At 39.0% G+C, this 20,531-nt stretch carries 18 protein-coding genes, 2 tRNA genes and 1 other RNA gene; 11 read left to right on the top strand and 10 right to left on the bottom strand.

The window, feature by feature from the left end; translation table 11 throughout:
- Positions 1-249: 249 nt before the first annotated feature.
- Entirely contained in the window at positions 250-1,719 is a 1,470-nt protein-coding gene (locus A1D18_RS03825) for an ankyrin repeat domain-containing protein (RefSeq protein ID WP_071662488.1), read from the top strand.
- A 156-nt stretch (positions 1,720-1,875) separates the two neighbouring features.
- Here A1D18_RS03825 and A1D18_RS03820 read toward each other — a convergent pair whose 3' ends face one another.
- The 3 genes from A1D18_RS03820 to A1D18_RS03810 form a co-directional block, all read right to left on the bottom strand.
- The gene (locus A1D18_RS03820; protein WP_071662487.1) at positions 1,876-2,808 is read right to left on the bottom strand and encodes a DMT family transporter; all 933 of its coding nucleotides are present in this window, start codon (positions 2,806-2,808) and stop codon (positions 1,876-1,878) included.
- A gap of 19 nt (positions 2,809-2,827) precedes the next feature.
- Positions 2,828-5,089: a DNA topoisomerase IV subunit A gene (gene parC, locus A1D18_RS03815; protein WP_071662486.1), complete on the bottom strand. Its 2,262-nt coding sequence runs from the start codon at positions 5,087-5,089 to the stop codon at positions 2,828-2,830.
- Between the two features lie 220 nt (positions 5,090-5,309).
- Positions 5,310-5,828 carry an acyloxyacyl hydrolase gene (locus A1D18_RS03810; RefSeq protein ID WP_071662485.1) on the bottom strand — a complete coding sequence of 173 codons (519 nt, stop codon included), beginning with the start codon at positions 5,826-5,828 and terminating at the stop codon, positions 5,310-5,312.
- Between the two features lie 308 nt (positions 5,829-6,136).
- Between A1D18_RS03810 and rpmE the strand changes: the two genes are divergently transcribed.
- Both rpmE and A1D18_RS03800 read left to right on the top strand, forming a co-directional pair.
- Positions 6,137-6,385 carry a 50S ribosomal protein L31 gene (gene rpmE, locus A1D18_RS03805; protein WP_071662484.1) on the top strand — a complete coding sequence of 83 codons (249 nt, stop codon included), beginning with the start codon at positions 6,137-6,139 and terminating at the stop codon, positions 6,383-6,385.
- A gap of 102 nt (positions 6,386-6,487) precedes the next feature.
- Entirely contained in the window at positions 6,488-7,759 is a 1,272-nt protein-coding gene (locus tag A1D18_RS03800) for an MFS transporter (RefSeq protein WP_084028719.1), read from the top strand.
- Positions 7,760-7,782: 23 nt separating this feature from the next.
- Here A1D18_RS03800 and A1D18_RS03795 read toward each other — a convergent pair whose 3' ends face one another.
- On the bottom strand, positions 7,783-8,976 hold the full coding sequence (locus tag A1D18_RS03795) for a pyridoxal phosphate-dependent aminotransferase (protein ID WP_071662482.1): 1,194 nt from the start codon (positions 8,974-8,976) through the stop codon (positions 7,783-7,785).
- 194 nt (positions 8,977-9,170) lie between these two features.
- Between A1D18_RS03795 and uvrB the strand changes: the two genes are divergently transcribed.
- The 7 genes from uvrB to A1D18_RS03760 all read left to right on the top strand — a co-directional run bounded on the left by uvrB (position 9,171) and on the right by A1D18_RS03760 (position 15,568).
- Positions 9,171-11,180 carry an excinuclease ABC subunit UvrB gene (gene uvrB / locus A1D18_RS03790; RefSeq protein WP_071662481.1) on the top strand — a complete coding sequence of 670 codons (2,010 nt, stop codon included), beginning with the start codon at positions 9,171-9,173 and terminating at the stop codon, positions 11,178-11,180.
- A 162-nt stretch (positions 11,181-11,342) separates the two neighbouring features.
- Positions 11,343-11,417, top strand: a tRNA-Val gene (locus tag A1D18_RS03785).
- Between the two features lie 18 nt (positions 11,418-11,435).
- Entirely contained in the window at positions 11,436-13,364 is a 1,929-nt protein-coding gene (thrS, locus tag A1D18_RS03780) for a threonine--tRNA ligase (protein WP_071662480.1), read from the top strand.
- 20 nt (positions 13,365-13,384) lie between these two features.
- Entirely contained in the window at positions 13,385-13,948 is a 564-nt protein-coding gene (gene infC, locus A1D18_RS03775) for a translation initiation factor IF-3 (RefSeq protein ID WP_071662479.1), read from the top strand.
- Between the two features lie 35 nt (positions 13,949-13,983).
- Entirely contained in the window at positions 13,984-14,178 is a 195-nt protein-coding gene (gene rpmI, locus A1D18_RS03770) for a 50S ribosomal protein L35 (protein ID WP_071662478.1), read from the top strand.
- A gap of 33 nt (positions 14,179-14,211) precedes the next feature.
- Positions 14,212-14,568, top strand: coding sequence for a 50S ribosomal protein L20 (gene rplT / locus A1D18_RS03765; protein ID WP_071662477.1), 357 nt, complete (start codon positions 14,212-14,214; stop codon positions 14,566-14,568).
- Positions 14,569-14,752: 184 nt separating this feature from the next.
- Positions 14,753-15,568: a hypothetical protein gene (locus tag A1D18_RS03760; RefSeq protein WP_071662476.1), complete on the top strand. Its 816-nt coding sequence runs from the start codon at positions 14,753-14,755 to the stop codon at positions 15,566-15,568.
- Between the two features lie 51 nt (positions 15,569-15,619).
- On the opposite strand, the gene recR is transcribed toward A1D18_RS03760, so the two are convergent.
- From recR to A1D18_RS06915, 6 genes are all read right to left on the bottom strand, one after another.
- Complete coding sequence (recR, locus tag A1D18_RS03755; RefSeq protein WP_071662475.1) at positions 15,620-16,216, bottom strand: recombination mediator RecR; 597 nt, start codon at positions 16,214-16,216, stop codon at positions 15,620-15,622.
- A 157-nt stretch (positions 16,217-16,373) separates the two neighbouring features.
- Positions 16,374-16,715 (bottom strand): YbaB/EbfC family nucleoid-associated protein, encoded by a 342-nt coding sequence (locus tag A1D18_RS03750; RefSeq protein WP_071662474.1) that lies wholly within the window; start codon positions 16,713-16,715, stop codon positions 16,374-16,376.
- A 244-nt stretch (positions 16,716-16,959) separates the two neighbouring features.
- The gene (gene dnaX, locus A1D18_RS03745; protein WP_071662473.1) at positions 16,960-18,531 is read right to left on the bottom strand and encodes a DNA polymerase III subunit gamma/tau; all 1,572 of its coding nucleotides are present in this window, start codon (positions 18,529-18,531) and stop codon (positions 16,960-16,962) included.
- A gap of 43 nt (positions 18,532-18,574) precedes the next feature.
- An RNA gene (gene ffs / locus A1D18_RS03740) (signal recognition particle sRNA small type) lies at positions 18,575-18,671 on the bottom strand.
- A 10-nt stretch (positions 18,672-18,681) separates the two neighbouring features.
- Positions 18,682-18,771: transfer RNA gene (locus A1D18_RS03735), tRNA-Ser, on the bottom strand.
- The gene (locus A1D18_RS06915; RefSeq protein ID WP_216095020.1) at positions 18,749-18,916 is read right to left on the bottom strand and encodes a hypothetical protein; all 168 of its coding nucleotides are present in this window, start codon (positions 18,914-18,916) and stop codon (positions 18,749-18,751) included. The genes A1D18_RS03735 and A1D18_RS06915 overlap by 23 nt, the downstream gene beginning before the upstream one ends.
- Before the next feature lie 10 nt (positions 18,917-18,926).
- On the opposite strand from A1D18_RS06915, the gene A1D18_RS03730 reads away from it, so the two are divergent.
- Entirely contained in the window at positions 18,927-20,513 is a 1,587-nt protein-coding gene (locus A1D18_RS03730) for a peptide chain release factor 3 (protein WP_071662472.1), read from the top strand.
- The last annotated feature ends 18 nt before the right edge of the window (positions 20,514-20,531 follow it).

The raw sequence follows: 20,531 nt of genomic DNA, 5'->3' as shown, positions 1-20,531 counted from the left end.
TAAAATAATCTCTTATATTGAGAGAGTGATCGATTGTAAGGGGGTAAAATTTCTTTTTTAAAATGATTAAAAATTAAAATAACGTAACTAAATTTTTATTTATAAAATAATAAAAATAATTGACTAAAATGGACATGAAGTAGTAAAGAAAAGTTGAATGATCGAGTGGTTTTATGTAAAAATAAACTTTCTTATTAAATTGAAAAATATTCATAAGAATATTAAATAATAAGTATAGGAGTAAATTAAATGGAAAAATATAATATATCTAAAACTTCTCAATCACCCATCAACTTGAAACCTTATGAATCTGAATTGTTTGAATCGGATAATTTTGGCAATACTCGATTACATGTTGCTGCGGCTTTAGGCGATTTAAACGCAGTTCGAAATTTAGTCACTAAAAATTCTAGTTTGATGGAAAACAAAAATAAATATGGAAGTACACCGCTACATTATGCTACCTGGGAAGGCCAATTAAATAGTGTAGAATATTTAGTTGAGCAAGGTTCTGATTTAAACACTAAAGATAACTATGATCAGACATTGTTACACGCGGCTGCCTGGAATGGTCACTTCAAATTAGTTAAATATTTTCTTTCTCAGGGGCTTGATTTGGAAAGCAGGGATATCCAAGGGAACTCTCCCTTACTTTCAGCGGCTAAAAATGGTCATTTCCAGATAATAGCGTTTCTTATTTCTAAAGGTGCCAATGTAGAAGCTAAAAATAATGAGGGTGATACCGTTTTATCTTTAGCGATTAAGAACGGTAATACAAAAATAGTTAAGTATCTTGTTAATGAGAAAAAAATAGATTTATCGGTAAAAGATAATGAAAATAATACGCTACTACATTTAGCCGTTTCAAATAATCGCAAAAAGCTTATAAAATACCTTCTTGATAATAAGGCAGATTTAGAAGCTAAAAATAGTGATGGAAATACGCCTCTACATATGGCAGTGGAAACTGAGAATATTAGGCTGGTTAAATATTTGCTTACGCAAGGTGCTAATATAGAAGCTAAAAATGTTGATGGAAGTACTCCTTTACATATGGCAGTGGAAACTGAGAATATTAAGCTTGTTAGATCTTTGCTTACGCAAGGCGCAAGTACCGAAGTTAAAAATAATGATGAGTCTACACCTATAGATATTGCAATAGAAATTGGAGATAATAATCTCGTTCACTATTTGAAGCAAGTTACCAAGATAAAATCTGTAAATAATAAAGATAATTTTCGCCTTCATCGGGTTCATCAAGATAATCCTGCAGAACTAGGTAATTATCTCTTAAAACAAAATGGAGAGTTATTAAATCCAGATCAGGAGAAAAGGCAACGCCATAAAACTCATGATACTTCTTCTAGAGAGCAAGTCTCCGCATTAAAAAGTGATCTTTTTGCTATGAGTGAATTAAATGAGTCGCTTGCGCCTTTGGTGAATGCAACGGGATTTTTTAGAACCAATCCTCTCGCTGCGCAGGCTGAAGCTCGGGGATTCAACCTGAGTTCAATGTCTGAAACACACCTAGCGGATAATAGGGGAGTGAATAATAGCAATGCCAATGGGACATTACTTTTAGCAAGTACATTATTTAATAAAAAACCAAGAAAAAAATCAAATACTAATGTTATTGATAGTGAACGTCGCGAACGGGAGGATCGAATTATTGATTCTATAAATACATTTGAGTCTAACGTAACAGCCAAAACATTTTAGTTTGCGAGCAATTTTTTTATTTAAGTTAAATAGAGCAAGCCACTATGAGGCAATATAACCTTAGTTACTTAAGACTTAAAGCATGAGCTAAAGTTTTATTTTCTGCGGCTATTTTGCCTTTTAGTTGTATCCAGCTTAAATGGTCTAACTAAATTACTATTTATTTTTTATAAAATAGATAAGTGACTTAGGTAAATTTTTAGGCCATTGAATTAATACCACACCAAATAAAATGGCTATTATGCCTAAGCCTTCTGACCATTGCGGGCGATTGTGAAAAAAAACAAAATCCCAAAGTATAGCCATGATAGGAACGATATACATCACTGCACTTGCACGTACTGCATCCCATTCGCGAATTAAATGATAATAGATAATCCAAGCTATTGCAGTGGAGAATAAACCCATGTAGATGCTTGCCACCCAGATAATAGGTGTATGCAATAATAAACTACTGCTCGGCCAGTGTTCGAATAACAGTGATACCAGCATTAGAAAGATAAGACTGGCCCAATGCTGATGATAGAGGTTGGCATAAAAATCTAATTTAGTTTGACCTGATAACATATGTTGATTAAGTAAATTACCGACTGAATAACTGATGGCCATGAGTAATACAGAGGCGGTACCTAATAAGGCAGAATGTGCGGTATTAAAATCCAGTAAGGGCCAAAAAATAATACAGATACCTAATAAACCGGTGAATAAACCTATGCACTTTAAGAATGAAAAATTTCTGGTTTTGGGAGAAGTTAAACTAAATATTAATGTCCAAATGGGTACGGTTCCATTTAAAATACCTGCTAAACCAGGTGAAATATGTTGTTCACCATAAAACAAGAAGAAGAAAGGAAGTCCTTGAGAAAAAAGCCCCATGATCCAAATGCGCCAGCGTAAATTAAAAGGGACAGTGACGCTTTTTTTTAAAAAACAAAAAATAAGACTTAAGAATATTAACGCTAAACCTACGCGCAGCATGGCGCCAAAGAAAGGAGGAACCTGTAATACCACCGCTTTAATCGCAACAAATGAACCGCTCCAAAAAGCGGCGAGTAAGAAAAACAAACAATAATTTATATTTTTATTCATTATTAAAATTCATCACTATTCAGGTTAAGTCGATTGTTAAGGTATCTAATTTTTGTAAACCGCGTGGTAATTTATGGCCGCGCTGTCCTCTTTTTCCAATATAATTGGCCAAATCTGAGCCTTTCAAAATAAACTGTTTTTTTCCAGAAACTAGCCTTAACTTACTGTTTTTTGAAGGTAAGATAACTATTTTATTTATAAATTCTTCACGTTGTTCGAGTTTTTTAGGAGAAATTTGCATCATTTTATTGCCTTTCCCACGCGCCAATATCGGTAACTCTTGTGCAGAAATAATTAATAAGTAACCTGTATTGGTAGCTAATGCAATATAGTTAGAATCAATCTGATCTACGCTTAATAAGGGTAGAACCTGAGCATGAGGAGATAATTTTAATAATGCTTTTCCATTACGATTTTTAGAATACAATTCAGATAATTGGGTAATAAAACCATAGCCGGCATCAGCGCTGACTAACACAGACTGTTCAGGATTTCCGGTAATCATACCTTCAAAATTAGCACCTGTGGGGGGATTAAAGCGACTTGTTAAAGGTTCTCCGGAACTTCGTGCGGAAGGAAGCGTATGTATCGAGGTTGAATAACTACGTCCGGTTGAATCAATGAGAGCAAGCGATTGATTACTGCGGCCAAGTAGCGTTGCTTTTAAGGAGTCGCCCGCTTTAAAATTTAAACCACTGACATCAAAATCATGACCTTTTGCCGCACGTATCCAACCCCGAGTCGATAAGATAACCGTCATGGGTTCGGAGGGAATGATTTCAGTTTTTTGCATGGCTTGCGCGGCGTTACGTTCAACGAGCGGTGATTTACGTTTGTCACCATAGAGTTTCGCATCTTCTTGCAATTCGGATCGAATAAGGCGTTTCAATTGTGCTTTAGAAGACAAAATTTTCTGAATTTTGTCACGTTCTGCGATTAAGTTTTCTTGTTCTGTTTGCAATTTGATTTCTTCTAGTTTGGCTAATTGTCGTAAACGTATTTCTAAAATGGCGTCGGCTTGAGTAGCACTTAATTTAAAGCGCTTGATTAACTGGATTTTGGGATCATCGTATTGCCGTATCATTTTTATGACTGCATCGATATGCAGATAGACAATTAAAAAACCCTCTAAAAGATGAAGACGATGTAAAATTTTATTTAAATGAAACTCTAAACGTTTTCTTACGGTAGCTTGTCGATATTCTAACCATTCTTGTAATATGACGAGTAAATTTTTAACCCTAGGTCGCCCATCAAGACCTATCATATTAAGATTAATACGATAACTACGTTCTAAGTCTGTTGTTGCAAATAAATGGGTCATCAAGGTATCATTATCCACTCGATTCGATCGGGGTACAATCACCAGCCTAGTTGGATTTTCATGATCCGATTCATCACGTAAATCTTCTACCAGTGGTAATTTCTTATCGCGAATTTGCTCAGCAATCTGTTCAATGATTTTGGCGCCGGATACTTGATAAGGGAGATCGGTAATGACAATTTGGTTTTTTTCTTCGGTATAAACCGCACGGGCACGAATGGCGCCTTGGCCTTGTTGGTAAATATGACTAATCTCAGCGCGTGGAGTAATGATTTCTGCCGCAGAAGGGAAGTCAGGTCCGATAACCAACTCACAAAGTTCTGCTAATGTGGTGTTTGGTTCGTCTAATAAGCGAATGCAACCGTTGACTACCTCGATTAAATTATGTGATGGGATATCCGTCGCCATACCCACTGCAATACCTGATCCACCATTTAATAAGATATTGGGTAAACGCGCGGGTAATAATTTAGGTTCTTCTAGGGTTGCATCAAAGTTAGGCAACCAATCGACCGTGCCATCGGACAATTCGGTGAGTAAAGCGTGTGCATAACGTGTTAAACGCGATTCGGTGTAACGCATGGCGGCAAACGATTTGGGATCATCTTGGGATCCCCAATTACCTTGGCCATCAATAAGTGGATAGCGATAAGAAAAAGCCTGTGCCATTAATACCATTGCTTCATAACAGGCATTATCACCATGTGGGTGAAACTTACCTAAGACGTCACCGACGGTTCGTGCTGATTTTTTATATTTCGCAAGTGCTGTTAATCCTAATTCAGACATGGCATAAATAATGCGTCGTTGTACAGGCTTTAAACCATCGCCAATGTGTGGTAAGGCTCGGTCAAGAATGACATACATGGAATAATCAAGATAAGCCTTTTCTGTGAAAAGGCGTAGCGCTTGATGTTCAATGGTTGAATGTTGGGGTGGTGATTTGCTTTTGGCCATTGCATTATAGCCTCTAAAAAAGATCCCTAGTTCATTGACGCTCGCTCTTTTTGAAAGCGTGCGTATTGGATGGCATTTAAGAACAGTTTGTGCAGTATAAGATGCTCACGATATTTTACAATATAGTTTTTAAAAAATCTTTTGAAAATAAGTCTTCAGTGCGCATAGTTCATTAAAGGGGACGAAAAGTATTTTCAAATACGAGAGATATTATAAGTGCTTAAAACTCATAACCTAGTGTAAATAAATGCTTGACATCAATTCCTTGATTGGGAGGAAATAAGCTGGCATTTGAGTAATGTAAATAGTGATAGCTAAAGGTCCATATCGAGGTTGCACTTTTTCGCCAACGTAGACCCAAACCCATTAAATCCTGAAAGGCAAATTGACTGCCCAAATTTCGATGCCCCAAATGATTGTTAGAAAGCCAACTAGCACCTACACCCAGCTCGAGATAAGTTTGGGCAGCTAACAGCCAATTTTCCCGGCTTTGTAGGCGTATAATGGGTGATAGGGCCACAATACTAATAGATCGAGGTTGACTCGCAAGAGGGGGATGAGTATGCCAATTAGCATAGCTGAGGTCCCAGTAGCCGGTTAAATTCATAGGAGATTGGGAGAAGCCCGTCCATGGCCAAAATTGTTGCATGGCCACCCGGTACCCTCTTAACTGGTCAGGTTTACCTGTTCCATAAGCTACTTGTAGTCCATAGGTTGAGGCATGGCTGTTTTGTGTCATCAAGCTAATGAGTATGAAACTGCTACATAGAAAAAAGAGACAATTTTTTTTAATCCATACGATTTTCAATTAAGCACACTCCTTCACATTAATTTTGTTTGATTATAAACGTATTTTTGGCTCGATTTTATAGATTACACCGCTTAGGTCAATATAAGGCATTCTAATATCAATTTTTGTACATAAATTACTTACTTTTTAGGATTGAAAAGAATGTATTCGGCGATGGTTTTCCCCAAAAATTTTGTTTTATAATTTGTTCTGTTATAATGCCGCCCTCATTCTATTCAAGGGATATAAAAATTATTATGCAGCAAGATATCCATCCATCCTATAACATAGTCACTGTTACTTGCAGTTGTGGTAATAGTTTTAAAACTCGTTCTACTTTAGGTGAGCCTGCTCTTACTATAGAAGTATGTTCAAAATGCCACCCCTTTTACACAGGTAAGCAAAAAATTGTTGATACCAGTGGCCGTGTTGATAAATTTAAACAAAAATACGGTAAACACACTCTTAAGGCTGCAGATAAGTCTGTCCCAAAAGAAGCGGCTTAGTTTAATCCTATTTTAGTTTGGCTTGCTTAAAAATTACAATTACCGTTAATTTTTAATTCGCGTGCCTATACTGCTTATTTCTATTACTCTGGGGGTATGATTATGCCGAGAAAACGTATTGACCTTTTTCCCTGGTTGGTATGTGGCTTAGGGGCTCTTTTTTACTGTTATGAATATTTTTTGCGAATCTTGCCTAGTGTAATGACGGAAGATTTACTAAAAATGTTCAATATCAGTGGTGCGGCATTCGGAAATTTAGTGGCTTTTTATTACTACGCTTACACACCGATGCAACTACCCGTAGGCATCATGATGGATAGATTCGGCCCCCGGAAGTTATTGGCTTTTGCCTGTTTAGTGTGTGCCATAGGAACCTATTTATTTTCCCATCATTATCTTTCTACCGCACAAGTAGGTCGTTTTTTAGTAGGATTTGGTTCAGCATTCGCTTTTGTAGGTGTGCTTAAACTGGCTGCGATATGGTTTCCTCCGTCACGCTTTGCTCTTATTGCAGGGATGGCAACTTCTTTAGGAATGATCGGGGCAATGACCGGAGATATCGTTTTATCAAAGCTCGTATTTGCCTTAGGATCTACCGTCACACTCCATATTGCAGCGGCAATAGGGATAGTATTAACTATATGTTTATGGTATTTCATACCGGCAACAAAAAAGGTGAAAACCACACACGAGCCTATTGACCCAGTGTTAAATTATAAAGAGTTTTTTCAAGCTGTTTTTAAACTATGTAGGAATCCACAAATGTGGTTAGTGGGGGTTATAGGGGCCCTACTTTATTTATCACTTTCTGCGTTTGCAGAAGTATGGGGTATCCCTTATTTAATTCGGGTTTATGGATTATCGAATTCTGCTGCCGCAGCGAAAGTGTCTTTTATTTTTTTAGGTTGGGCTATTGGTTGTCCCTTAATGGGTTGGATTTCAGAAAAAATTGGTAATCGACGTCGTCCCATTATTATAGGTGCTTTATTAGGTTCGGCATTATTTACGTTACTTATTTATTTTCCGTTTATGGTTCACCATTGTTTGGGGCTTGTATTATTTATTTTTGGTCTGTGTAGTTCTGCACAAGTTATTATTTTTCCTATTGCTCGAGAAATTAATGTTGCAGGTTTAGCGGGGACGGCTATCGCGTTGACTAACTTGTTAGTGATGTCTGGAGGTGCTTTATTCCAGCCCTTAATAGGAAAAATTTTAGATGTGTCTACAGGTACACACGTTAGGGGAAATTTAATGGCATTTTCAATCGAAAGTTTTCAACATGCATTATCTATTATTCCCGTTGCATTTGTTATTGTTGCAGTATTAGCTATCTTTTTAAGAGAAACACGCGGTATAGGTCGATATTCTGCTTAAATGTGTCAGGCAGCAGTAAGCCTTTAAATTAAATGTGCTAACGCTGTTTTGAGTTGTGATAACGCTTTTTCTAGGCTTGCATGATCAAGCGCATAGGAAAGTCGTAAATAACCGGGTGCACCAAAAGCGGATCCAGGAACGGTAGCAACATTCGCTTGATTGAGTAAGTAATCGGCTAATTCATAATCAGAAACAAACTTTTTAAGAGTTCCAATAAACGTATGAAACGAAGGAAAACTATAAAAAGCGCCTTGTCCAGACAAGCAATGTACACCGGGGATTTTGTTAAGTCCTTCTGAAAAAAAATGATGACGTTGATGGTAAATCTCATTCATCTGTTGGACACAGTCTTGTTGGCCAGTTAAAGCAGCCACTGCTGCGAATTGAGCAATAGAATTAGGATTAGACGTACTTTGTGATTGCACATTCGTCATGGCGCGTATGACTTCTTTAGGCCCAGCCGCATAACCAATGCGCCAGCCGGTCATGGCATAAGCTTTTGAACAGCCATTTAAGACCAAGGTTCTGTCATATAATTCGGGACATACGTTGATAATATTTTTGAAAGGTTCATTCCCCCAATAGATATGCTCATAAATGTCATCGGTAAGAATAAAGACGGATGGATGACGTAATAAAATTTTGGCCAGTTCATTCAGTTCGGCGGGCGTATAGACCATTCCAGTCGGGTTGGAAGGGCTATTAATAATAAAAAGCCGAGTTTTTTCAGTAATCGCTGCTTCTAATTGCTGTGGCGTAATTTTCAAGCTGGATTCAATCGACGTGGGGATAAAAACCGGTTTGGCTTCTGCTAATAAAGCCATATCGGGATAAGAAACCCAATAGGGGGCTGGGACAATCACTTCATCATCGGGATTTAATAAAGATTGCATCAGATTATAAATGGATTGTTTCGCACCACTCGAAACAATGACTTGATCCAATGAATAATCCAGTTGGTTCTCTAACTTAAATTTAGCAACGACGGCTTGTTTTAAACGTAACATGCCATCGACCGCGGTGTACTTGGTAAACCCTTCATCTAAAGCGAGACGAGCGGCTTGTTTAATGTGTTCGGGAGTATCGAAATCAGGCTCACCGACAGTCAGATTTATAATGGGTTTGCCGCTGGCTTTGAGTCGATTGGCTGCTGCAGACAGGCTTAAAGTGGGTGATGGTTTAATTTGAGAAACGCGATGTGAGAGATTTATTTTCATAGATTAGGTCTAGTTAAGTTAAACTGATTATAGAGCCTATTATCGGCGAGAGATTAATAATAAAGCAAGTCTGCTTTTTATGTAGATAAACTTACGGATTTCTATTTTTTTCACTATATTTGATTAGATACTCGTTGTTAAAGACCCAGCATGGTTTGTCTAGCACTTATTGACCAAGAGATTGATATTATTTCATGCCTAAAACTTTAGTATTAACTTCCAATTTTAAACCGGCAGGCGATCAGCCCATTGCGATCAAGGAGTTGATTCATGGTTTGCAGGCAGGCTTAGCGCACCAAACTTTGTTAGGTGTAACAGGTTCGGGTAAGACGTTTAGTATTGCTCATGTCATACAAAAAATTCAACGACCGGTTCTTATTTTGGCGCCTAATAAAACTTTAGCCGCTCAGTTGTATGGTGAGATGCGAAATTTTTTTCCTCATAATGCCGTAGAATATTTTGTTTCTTATTATGATTATTATCAACCGGAAGCCTATGTCCCTACGACCGATACGTATATTGAAAAAGATGCGGCGGTCAATGAACATATCGAACAAATGCGTTTATCGGCTACCAAGTCTTTATTAGAGCGACGAGATGTCATTATTGTTGCAACGGTATCGGCTATTTATGGTCTAGGTGATCCTAATACTTACATCGATATGATGTTACATGTACGCCGGGGCGATCAAATCGATCAGCGTTTTATCTTAAGGCGTTTAGCTGAATTGCAATATAATCGTAATGACACAGACTTTCGTCGCGCCACTTACCGGGTGCGTGGTGATGTGATTGATGTTTATCCTGCAGAGTCTGCCGAAGAAGCAGTACGTATCGAGTTATTGGATGATAGTATTGAACAGCTTAGTTATTTTGATCCTCTAACAGGCGAACTACTGAGACGGGTACCGCGTTTAACTATTTATCCAAAAACTCATTATGTCACGCCGCGAGATAAAATTTTAAACGCGGTTGAGTCGATTAAAATTGAATTAAAAGACCGGTTGGCGCAACTACAAACCGCGAATAAATTAATAGAATTTCAACGCTTAGAGCAACGTACTCGATTTGATATCGAAATGCTTTTAGAGTTAGGGTATTGTAATGGAATAGAAAATTATTCGCGTTATTTATCCGGTCGCGATGCCGGTCAGCCGCCACCTACGTTGCTCGATTATTTACCAAAAGACGCTTTGTTGGTGATTGATGAATCACACGTTACAGTCCCTCAACTGGGTGCTATGTATAAAGGTGATCGTTCACGAAAAGAAACTTTAGTGGAGTATGGTTTTCGCTTACCTTCTGCTTTGGATAACAGACCTTTACAGTTTCAAGAGTTTTCTGATTTAGTCTTTCAGACTATTTATGTTTCTGCGACTCCGAGTACTTATGAACTCGAACATTCGGGTGCAGTAGTGGAGCAAGTCATCAGGCCAACAGGCTTAGTCGATCCTTTAATTGAAGTAAGACCCGTAGGCACACAAGTGGATGATTTACTTTCTGAAATAAATCGTTGTGTGACAAAAAACGAACGCGTCTTAGTCACCACCTTAACTAAACGTTTATCTGAAGATTTAACTGAATACCTTGCCGAGCATGGCGTAAAAGTGCGTTATCTGCATTCTGATATTGATACCGTGGAGCGAGTCGAAATTATTCGTGATTTGCGTTTAGGCAAATTTGATGTACTGGTTGGAATAAATTTACTTCGTGAAGGGCTTGATATGCCAGAAGTTGCACTCGTTGCGATTCTAGATGCCGATAAAGAAGGATTTTTACGTTCCGAGCGTTCTTTAATCCAAACGATAGGTCGAGCAGCACGCCATATTGATGGTCGAGCTATTCTGTATGCCGATAGAATAACGGGCTCGATGCAAAAAGCTATCGCCGAAACGGAGAGACGTCGGATTAAGCAGCTCGCCTTTAATAAAAAACACCATATTACGCCGAAAGGGATTGCAAAAGCAGTTCATGATATTCTTGAGGGAGCGCGATCCGATGTTTCCACAAATAAACAACATCTGCTTAAAGTTGCCGAAGAGCAAGCTTACTATGCGGCTTTGTCTCCAGAAGAACTCGCCAAAAAAATTAAACAATTGGAACGCGAAATGTTTAATTACGCGAAAAACTTGCAGTTTGAAGAAGCCGCAGAAACACGTGATAAATTAAAAAATCTTAAAGAAAAAATAATGGGAATTGATTAAGCAGTTGCGTCTGTAAATCAAGAATGTTATTTTCTCGTTTTATTTTTAGCATTTATTTTGTTTCGTCATGGAAGTGTCGATTGCTGTTGACGGGTGACGCGCAAACTGCCAAGAGCGGCAGGACCCGTCGACACAGAATGACGACGCCCTCTTATAACCTGTAGGCACGTAGCTCAGTGGTAGAGCACCACCTTGACATGGTGGTGGTCGGTGGTTCGATCCCACTCGTGCCTACCAATATATTTTTATAGATGTATGCCTGTCATTACTTTACCGGATACAACACAACGTACCGTCGCTAGCGGCGCTACGGCTTATCAAGTGGCAGAGCAAATCGGCCCGGGTTTGGCAAAAGCGGCTATAGCAGCAGAAATTGATGGTCAGCTCGTGGATTTATCCTATTCCATTACGAAAGATATTCGTTTGCGAATACTGACAGCACGTGATCCGGAAGCATTAGCCATTATTCGTCACTCGACGGCTCATTTGCTTGCACATGCCGTCAAGCAGTTATTTCCAACGGCACAAGTGACGATAGGACCTGTTATCGAAAATGGATTTTATTACGACTTTGCGTTATCACACACTTTTACGCCAGATGATTTATTAAAAATTGAAAAGCGTATGCAGGAATTAGTCAAGCAGGATTTACTCATACAACGTTCTACGATGTCTAGAGAAGAGGCCATTAAATTTTTTAGGAATTTGGGAGAAGAATACAAAGCAGAGATTATTACTGCGATTCCAACAGAGGAAGTATTATCGCTGTATCGGGAAGGAGATTTTATTGATCTTTGCCGTGGGCCTCATGTCCCGAGTACCGGTAAGCTTAAAGTCTTTAAATTAACGCATGTTGCAGGCGCTTATTGGCGTGGCGATGCAAAAAATGAAATGTTACAACGTATCTATGGTACCGCTTGGTTAACCGAAAATGATTTAAAAGATTATTTATATCGCTTAGAAGAAGCTGAAAAACGAGATCATCGCAAATTAGCGAAACAATTAGATTTATTTCATATTCAAGAAGAAGCACCTGGTATGGTGTTCTGGCATCCTCATGGCTGGACCATTTATCAAATTATTGAGCAGTATATTCGTTCACGTTTACAAAGTGCAGGTTATCAAGAAATACGTACACCACAATTATTGGCGCGTCAGCTTTGGGAAAAATCAGGTCATTGGGATAAATTTTTTAAAGAAATGTTTACCACGGTTACGGAAAATACGGAATTTGCTATTAAGCCAATGAATTGTCCGGGCCATATCCAAATTTTTAATCAAGGAATAAAAAGTTATCGCGATCTTCCATTGCGTTTCGCGGAATTTGGTTCTTGTCATCGTAATGAACCCTCAGGTGCTTTACATGGTTTAATGCGCGTACGCGGCTTTGTGCAAGACGATGCCCATATATTTTGTACTGAAGACCAGATTCAAGCGGAGGTGGCCGCTTTTATTGATTTGTTGTACGGGGTTTATGCCGACTTTGGTTTTGATGAAGTTATCCTTAAATTAGCGACACGCCCAGAAGCGCGGGTTGGTTCCGATGAAAGTTGGGATAAGGCAGAAAAAGCCTTGGCGCAAGCCTTAGACGCTAGAGCAGGACTAAAATGGACTTATTCGCCGGGCGAAGGCGCTTTCTATGGCCCAAAAATTGAATTTTCTTTAAAAGACTGTCTAAACCGTGTTTGGCAGTGTGGAACGGTCCAAGTTGATTTTTCTATGCCAGGGCGTTTAGGCGCTGAGTACGTCAGCGAGCAGGGCGAGCGTAAAACACCGGTTATGCTGCACCGAGCCATTTTAGGCTCTATAGAGCGTTTTATAGGGATATTGATTGAACATTATGCGGGTCATTTCCCCGTTTGGTTGGCGCCTATTCAGGTAGTTATTATGACGATTACCGATAAGCAGCGAGATTATGCCACTGAAATAGCCCAGGAATTAGAGAGTTTAGGGCTAAGAGTCAAGTTGGACTTGAGAAATGAGAAGATCAGCTTTAAGATTCGCGAACATAGCTTACAGAAGATTCCTTATCAACTCGTGATAGGAGCTAAAGAAGTCAATACGAAACAAGTCGCCGTACGTAGACAAACAGGGGATGATTTGGGTAGTATGTCGGTCCATATGTTTTATCAGATGATTCGACAGGCTATGGTGCCGCATAGTCGAATCGATACGGAGAAATAGTTATTAGTACAGAAAAAGTTATTCAGCATAGACCAGTAGGAGGTTTTCAACCTAGGTCAGCAACCAGCAATGCAAAAAAGGTCAGGGTTAACAACGAAATTCGTGTTCCCCAAGTAAGGTTAATAGGCCCTGATCGTGAGCAGTTAGGTGTGGTTTCTTTAAATGAAGCGCTAAGAAAAGCTGAAGAGGCTGAACTTGATTTAGTAGAAATTGCGCCAACAGCGGCTCCTCCCGTTTGTCGGATCATGAATTATGGTAAGTATCTCTTTGAATTGAGTAAGCAAAAAACAGCGCAAAAGAAAAAGCAAAAGCGTATTCAATTGAAAGAAATTAAGTTTCGACCCGTAACAGAAGAAGGGGATTATCAGGTCAAGCTACGCAACCTGATTCGTTTCCTGCAACAAGGGGATAAGGCTAAAATCACGGTACGATTTCGAGGTCGTGAAATTGCTCACTTGCATTTAGGTGCTAAGCTTATTGAACGTTTAGAAAAGGATCTAGCTGATTATGCTGCGATCGATGATAAACCTAAGATGGAAGGCCGACAAATGGTGTTAGTCGTTAGCCCCAAAAAAACTAAGTAGCTAAAAAATATATCAGTAATAGCGGAGTAGATTCTATGCCTAAGTTAAAAAGTCACCGAGGTGCTGCAAAGCGCTTTAAACCTACAGCTAAAGGTTATAAATGTGCACAATCACATCATAACCATATTCTTACTAAGAAAGATAGTAAACGCAAGCGCCACTTGCGTCATACAAATTTAGTTAATCCCAGTGACGTACGTGCAGTCGAACGACTGTTACAAGGTTCTTAAGAAAACAAAAGATTATTAAAGAGGTTAAAGACGATGCCAAGAGTGAAACGTGGGGTGACTGCAAGAGCCCGACATAAAAAAATTATAAAAGCAGCCAAAGGTTATAGAGGTGCACGCAGCCGTGTTATCCGAGCGGCGAAGCAAGCAGTAACAAAAGCAGGTCAATATGCTTATCGTGATAGAAAGCAAAAGAAACGTGATTTTCGTGCACTCTGGATAGTGCGTATTAATGCCGCAGTACGTGAAGAGGGTATGATTTATAGTCGCTTTATTGCGGGTCTTAGTAAGGCAGAAATCGCGGTTGATCGTAAAATTTTAGCGGATTTAGCGATTACTGATAAAGCTACTTTTGCACAGCTCGTTGAAAAAGCCAAGCAAGCCTTAGCTTAAATCCTCTTTAAATAGTATGCTCACTTTATTAGCCGCGTTTAAAAGTTTAAAATTAATAATAAGGTGAGGATATATCTTTAAATTTTTTTAAAATTAAAGTATTTAATTTTAATCTTCCCAATATTTTTTTATTCTGTTAACCTATTTAAGTGTTTTATACTTAAACAAAAGGATAATAATTATCATGGAAAATATTTCTGCCGATCGACAACTGCCTGAAACTTCCTTTGAATTGTCTCACCATAATCAAGATAAGGTTATCATTTCCTATGGCCCAAAAAATGGATTTTTATTGCGCGGAGAAGCTTTTGATAAACAATTGCACTTAATAGAATCCTTAAATAATGTGTTTACCAATGGTTTTACGCAGCAGGATGAGATAAGTGTGTTAGCCAGTTTACCCTACATTAAACGATACTATCCTGATTTTATTTGTGCATCTAATACTTATTGTAATCGCAATGAACTAACGGGCCTGGAATATGAGCAGTTTTCTGCTGGGACTTATGGATATATTTATTTGATCGATACCAGTGAAAAAAATATACAAAGTATTCCTTTGTGTGAAGAAAATTTATTAAACAAACAGTTTGTTGCAGGTTATACAGAAGAGATCAATGAGGGGGTAGATTACGCTATTATTTCTAAGGTCGATCCGAGGTGTATTATAGGGGCTATACCTTCCGCATTTGTCGCTTTTGCTTTAGGCATTAACGAAAAAAGTTTTATCACAAATCCCGCTTATAAGAAAACTGTTAATTGCGAAAAAATAAAAGAGACTATCGGAGAAAAATTTTTCTTATTAACACGCGATCGTCTTCGTCATCCTGACTTACCTCTAAGCGAAGTTTATCAGCGCTATTTGCAAGCAGAAGAGCGTAGTAATCAGCAAGCTTGTCTTGCTTCATCTTTTCAAACTCGTAGAAGCGTTATTTTTTTCCAAAGTAACCAAGATGAGGTTCCATTTTTCCCGGAAACACAAAAATCACTGGGTCTTTAATGAATGGATTGTCATCTGGATAGGCTAGCCATATCCAGTATGGTCAATCTGTTAAACAGTGACGCGTGCAAACAATGATCGAGCTAGCGTATGATTATCAATAAACTCTAGCTCGCTACCTAATGGAACACCATGCGCAATGCGACTGATCTTAATACCTTTTTCCTTAATTAGTTCAGTGAGATAGTGTGCTGTTGCTTCGCCTTCTACAGTGGGGTTAGTCGCTAAAATAATTTCTTGGGGAGGTCGAGTGTTAATGCGCTGAATAAAATGTTTAATACCCAGCTCTTCAGGGCCCACGCCATCGAGTGGCGACAATCGTCCCATTAGAACAAAATAATAACCGCGATAGCTGGCCGTTTGTTCAATAGCAAGTACATCAACCGGCGTTTCAACAACACAAAGTAGACTGCTATCTCGATTTAAACTTGAACATAACGTGCAAATAGGCGTTTCACTTAAGTTTCTACATTGTTCGCAATTTCCAACTTCTTGAATGGCTTGTTCTATAATTTTTGCCAGCGCTAAACCATCCGAGCGTGCTCTTTCAAGCAAATGAAAAACCATACGCTGTGCGGATTTAGGCCCTATTCCCGGCAAGCAACAAAATTGTGCAATCAATTGTGTTATCAAAGGGCTAAAAGCCATATTTCACACCTATTCTATATTACGAATACTAAATTCTATCTTTTTTGTACGTAAATTTTTGTCCGGTTTGCTGCTCAACTTGTAATCCACATAGGATTAATACATTTTGCTTGCTTTATTACACGATACGGCCAAAAATCCAATGCCTAAGCGTCTATTATTCAATCGTCGGTGTTGCGATATCACTACTAAATTTAGTTTGCATAAGACTTGTTAAGTCATTTAATTTTTGACGTGATGCTTGTTCAATTTCTTTTAATGCGGAATTAAATGCGCCTACAAGCAATTCTTCTACAAATTCTTTCGGTTCTTGTAATGAGGCGGGGTCCAGCCAAATGGATTTCACCATGTGTCGGCCATCCATGATAACTTTAACCATACCACCACCTGCTTCTCCGGTAACCACTATTTGTGCTAGTTCGGCTTGAGCAGATTGCATTTTGGATTGCATGTCTTGTGCTTGTTTTAAAAGCGTATCTAGGTCAACTTTCATATTCATCTTATTTTCCTCTTTGTAGGATCAACTTTATTGGTTTATACCACCTGTATTTGAAGATGCAAATTTTTACACTATTTTTTGAGCGATATACATCTGGTTATAGGTTATCTAAGCTAAACCACCTGGACTAGCTACTCAAATAGAGAATTTGCCTCTCTGCTTGAGAATCTCCATCGATAAGATGAAGTCACTTCAAGATACTGGTTCGCATCTTGAAGTGCAATGGGTTTATATGGGAGTCTATTCAATCTTCATCCAAAAGCTGAATAGACTCAGGCTGTAGTTTAGCATCGAATGTTTGCATAATCGCTTGAATAGCAGGATCTTTCTGCAGAGCTTCTGTCGTCTGTTCTAAACGCTGTGATTTGTGCTGTTGATCGAGACGCGCAGGAGTCAATAAACTAGCATCACCAAGGATAATCGCTAATGTGGTTGGTTTCTCAAAATAATCCGAAAGTGCTTGCGCTAACTTGGTTTCTTGTTTAATGCTGCGTAGTGCGGCTTGTTTAGGGTCTAGGCATAAAGAAATGTGGTTGCTTTGATAAGATTGTAAGACGCATTGCTGGGCGAGGGCATAGGTTAAGCCCGTTAGGTTCAATTGTTTAATCAGTGCAGGCCAGTGTAAGGCTTTTTTGGATTTTTGCACGATTACTTTCTCTACTTTGTGCGCAGTTGTTTGTTTTTTTGCTGTTACCGTAGGTGGAGGAGCTGGTTTTGTTAGGCGATAAGGGTCTGCCTGCGGAATAGCGGGTTTAAACGCCAGCAACCTAAGTAACATCATCTCAAAACCCAGTCGTGGTGTGGGTGCTAGCGTTATATCGCGTCGACTTAATAAAGCAATTTGATAATAAAGTTGTATGTCTTCGGGTGAAAATTTTTCAGCTAAATCGATGACGGGTTGGGTATAGTTTGCTTCACTCTTAAACCGTTGACTCAGCGCCATATCATGTAAAAAAATGAGGAGCTCATCAATAACGCATGAAAAATCAACGGCTAGTTCGTTTAATTTTTCGACCAGAGACCAGAGCTGAAAGGTATCTTCTAAAATCAAGGCTTCAAGTAAACTAGTGACTTCAGTGTTAGTAACATGGCCGAGTAAGGTGTGGACATCCTGTTTTGTGAGAGGTTGATTGGTATAAGCAATCGCTTGATCTAATAAACTTAGTGCGTCACGTAAACTACCTCGTGCCGCTTTGGCAAGCGGTGACAGTGCCGCGGGTTCATAAGGAATTTTTTCATTTTTTAGAACATAAGCGAGATGATCGCTAATTTGTGCGACAGAAATAATTTTTAAGTGAAACTGTAGGCAACGTGAAAGTATCGTGGCAGGTAAGCGTTGTGGATCGGTAGTCGCTAGTAAAAAAATGGCATGAGGTGGAGGTTCTTCAAGCGTTTTTAATAAGGCATTAAAACTATGTGAAGAAAGCATATGCACTTCATCAATAAGGTAAATTTTATAGCGGCCTTGACTAGGCGCATAATGGACATCAGCCAGTAAATCACGAGTATCCTCTACTTTGGTGCGTGAAGCAGCATCGACTTCAATAAGATCGGTAAAACGATTCGTATTAATCGATTGACATGGAACACATTGATTACAAGGCTCAGGTGTGATCTGGGTTTGACAATTTAAACATTTGGCGAGTAAACGTGCTAAGGTTGTTTTTCCAACTCCACGTGTACCGGTAAAAAGATAAGCATGATGGATTCGTTGTGTATGCAGTGCATTTTTTAGGATGCGACAAGTGGATTCTTGACCAATTAACTGTTCGAATGACTGAGGTCGATATTTTCGCGCAAGGACTTGATAACTCATAAGAACCACCTTGACCCGATCGTCAGATCGTTAATGGAGGCGGTTATAGCAGCCACACCTCGGCACCCGCATGGACAACTACCGCTGCTTCCTTCCGGATCTGACGGGGTTCGCTGCTTTGCGTTGCGAAGGGACCGATATAACCACCATTGGCGGAGAGAGCGGGATTCGAACCCGCGGTAGGGATAAACCTACACACACTTTCCAGGCGTGCTCCTTAAGCCGCTCGGACACCTCTCCCAGAAAGTTGCCAGGTTAAACTAGAATACTTAATTTGGCAATTGGCATTATCAAGAACCGATGAATTAGATGAAAACGGCAACGTAATTTCGTATACAATAACAACCCTTTTAAAATAAGGGTTAGTTTTAATATTTAAATCCATAGGGTCTTATATGTCAGACGCATCGTATTCGGCAGAAATTTTATCTAGAAGAACATTTGCAATTATTTCTCATCCGGATGCAGGTAAGACGACATTGACAGAGAAGCTTTTGTTGTGGGGTGGTGTCATACAGCTTGCTGGAACAGTCAAAGCCCGTAAAGCCGCACACCATGCTACCTCGGATTGGATGGCCTTAGAAAAAGAACGGGGAATCTCTGTCACAACTTCCGTGATGCAATTTCCTTATCAAGATTGTATTTTTAATTTATTAGATACGCCTGGTCATGCTGATTTCTCTGAGGATACCTATCGCACTTTAACGGCAGTCGATTCTGCCTTAATGGTCATTGATGCAGCTAAAGGTGTCGAACCGCGAACAAAAAAATTATTAGAGATTTGTCGTTTACGCCAGATTCCCATTTTGACTTTTATTAATAAGATGGATAGAGAAGCGCGCACACCTATTGAATTATTAGATGATATTGAATCGACTTTGGGGATTGCTTGTGCCCCCATCACTTGGCCTATAGGAATGGGAAAACAATTTAAGGGTATTTATCATACCTTAGAAGATAAGGTTTATTTTTATGTTTCGTCAAGTAATTTAAAACGTAGAGAAAGTGAATGTTTTACAGGTCTTAATCATCCTAAGGTAAAAGAACGAGTGGGTGTTTTATTCGATGAATTACAAGATGAATTGGCGCTGATTAAGGGGGCGAGTTCAGATTTTAATAAGCAAGATTATCTTGCAGGAAAGTTAACACCGGTTTTTTTTGGTTCAGCAATTAATAATTTTGGTGTGCAAGAATTACTAGCTGCATTTGTGACGTATGCACCTTGTCCGCAGCCAAGGAAAACAGATGTTCGAATAGTGCAACCACAAGAAGCGAATTTCAGTGGATTTATATTTAAAATTCAAGCGAATATGGATCCAGCACATCGAGATCGGGTTGCTTTTTTGCGATTATGTTCTGGAAAATATACACCGGGTATGAAAATATTTCATGTCAGAACTCAGCGTGAAATCACGGTACATAATGCGCTGACTTTTATGGCGGGTGACAGAGTGAAAACGGAAAAAGCATGGCCAGGCGATATTATTGGTTTACATAACCATGGTACGATACAGATAGGTGATAGTTTTACCCTGGGTGAAACGCTAAAATTTACCGGAATTCCCTCGTTTTCTCCGGAATTATTTCAACGCGTTCGTCTAAAAGATCCATTGAAATCTAAAGCATTGTTAAAAGGATTAATGCAATTATCTGAAGAAGGCGCCATACAAATTTTTAGGCCTTTGAACAGTAGCGAATTAATCTTAGGGGCAGTGGGTGTTTTGCAGTTTGATGTGGTGGCTTACCGATTAAAACATGAATATAGAGTAGAATGCGCTTATGAAGCCGTTAATATTATTGCGGCGCGTTGGGTGAGTGCGGATGATAATAAGCAATTAAAAGAATTTCAACATAGAGTGGCTCTCAACTTAGCACATGATGCTAAAGAGAATTTGATTTATTTAGCCCCCAGTCGGGTTAATTTGAAATTGACTATGGAACGTTGGCCCGATATTTATTTTGCACAATTAAAGGAGATCTAACTTTTCTAAGAGAAGATT

Source organism: Candidatus Rickettsiella isopodorum (assembly GCF_001881495.1).
Taxonomy (GTDB): Bacteria; Pseudomonadota; Gammaproteobacteria; order Diplorickettsiales; family Diplorickettsiaceae; genus Aquirickettsiella; species Aquirickettsiella isopodorum.
This window is presented reverse-complemented; position numbering and strand designations above follow the sequence as displayed.

Coding starts and splice junctions, on each gene's coding strand:
- A1D18_RS03750 (WP_071662474.1), bottom strand. CDS start 16,715: ATGAATATGAAAGTTGACCTAGATACGCTTTTAAAACAAGCACAAGAC.
- rpmE (WP_071662484.1), top strand. CDS start 6,137: ATGCAGCAAGATATCCATCCATCCTATAACATAGTCACTGTTACTTGC.
- A1D18_RS03800 (WP_084028719.1), top strand. CDS start 6,488: ATGCCGAGAAAACGTATTGACCTTTTTCCCTGGTTGGTATGTGGCTTA.
- rplT (WP_071662477.1), top strand. CDS start 14,212: ATGCCAAGAGTGAAACGTGGGGTGACTGCAAGAGCCCGACATAAAAAA.
- A1D18_RS03760 (WP_071662476.1), top strand. CDS start 14,753: ATGGAAAATATTTCTGCCGATCGACAACTGCCTGAAACTTCCTTTGAA.
- A1D18_RS03810 (WP_071662485.1), bottom strand. CDS start 5,828: ATGACACAAAACAGCCATGCCTCAACCTATGGACTACAAGTAGCTTAT.
- A1D18_RS06915 (WP_216095020.1), bottom strand. CDS start 18,916: ATGGATTTAAATATTAAAACTAACCCTTATTTTAAAAGGGTTGTTATT.
- parC (WP_071662486.1), bottom strand. CDS start 5,089: ATGGCCAAAAGCAAATCACCACCCCAACATTCAACCATTGAACATCAA.
- A1D18_RS03730 (WP_071662472.1), top strand. CDS start 18,927: ATGTCAGACGCATCGTATTCGGCAGAAATTTTATCTAGAAGAACATTT.
- A1D18_RS03820 (WP_071662487.1), bottom strand. CDS start 2,808: ATGAATAAAAATATAAATTATTGTTTGTTTTTCTTACTCGCCGCTTTT.
- A1D18_RS03795 (WP_071662482.1), bottom strand. CDS start 8,976: ATGAAAATAAATCTCTCACATCGCGTTTCTCAAATTAAACCATCACCC.
- A1D18_RS03825 (WP_071662488.1), top strand. CDS start 250: ATGGAAAAATATAATATATCTAAAACTTCTCAATCACCCATCAACTTG.
- dnaX (WP_071662473.1), bottom strand. CDS start 18,531: ATGAGTTATCAAGTCCTTGCGCGAAAATATCGACCTCAGTCATTCGAA.
- thrS (WP_071662480.1), top strand. CDS start 11,436: ATGCCTGTCATTACTTTACCGGATACAACACAACGTACCGTCGCTAGC.
- uvrB (WP_071662481.1), top strand. CDS start 9,171: ATGCCTAAAACTTTAGTATTAACTTCCAATTTTAAACCGGCAGGCGAT.
- rpmI (WP_071662478.1), top strand. CDS start 13,984: ATGCCTAAGTTAAAAAGTCACCGAGGTGCTGCAAAGCGCTTTAAACCT.
- recR (WP_071662475.1), bottom strand. CDS start 16,216: ATGGCTTTTAGCCCTTTGATAACACAATTGATTGCACAATTTTGTTGC.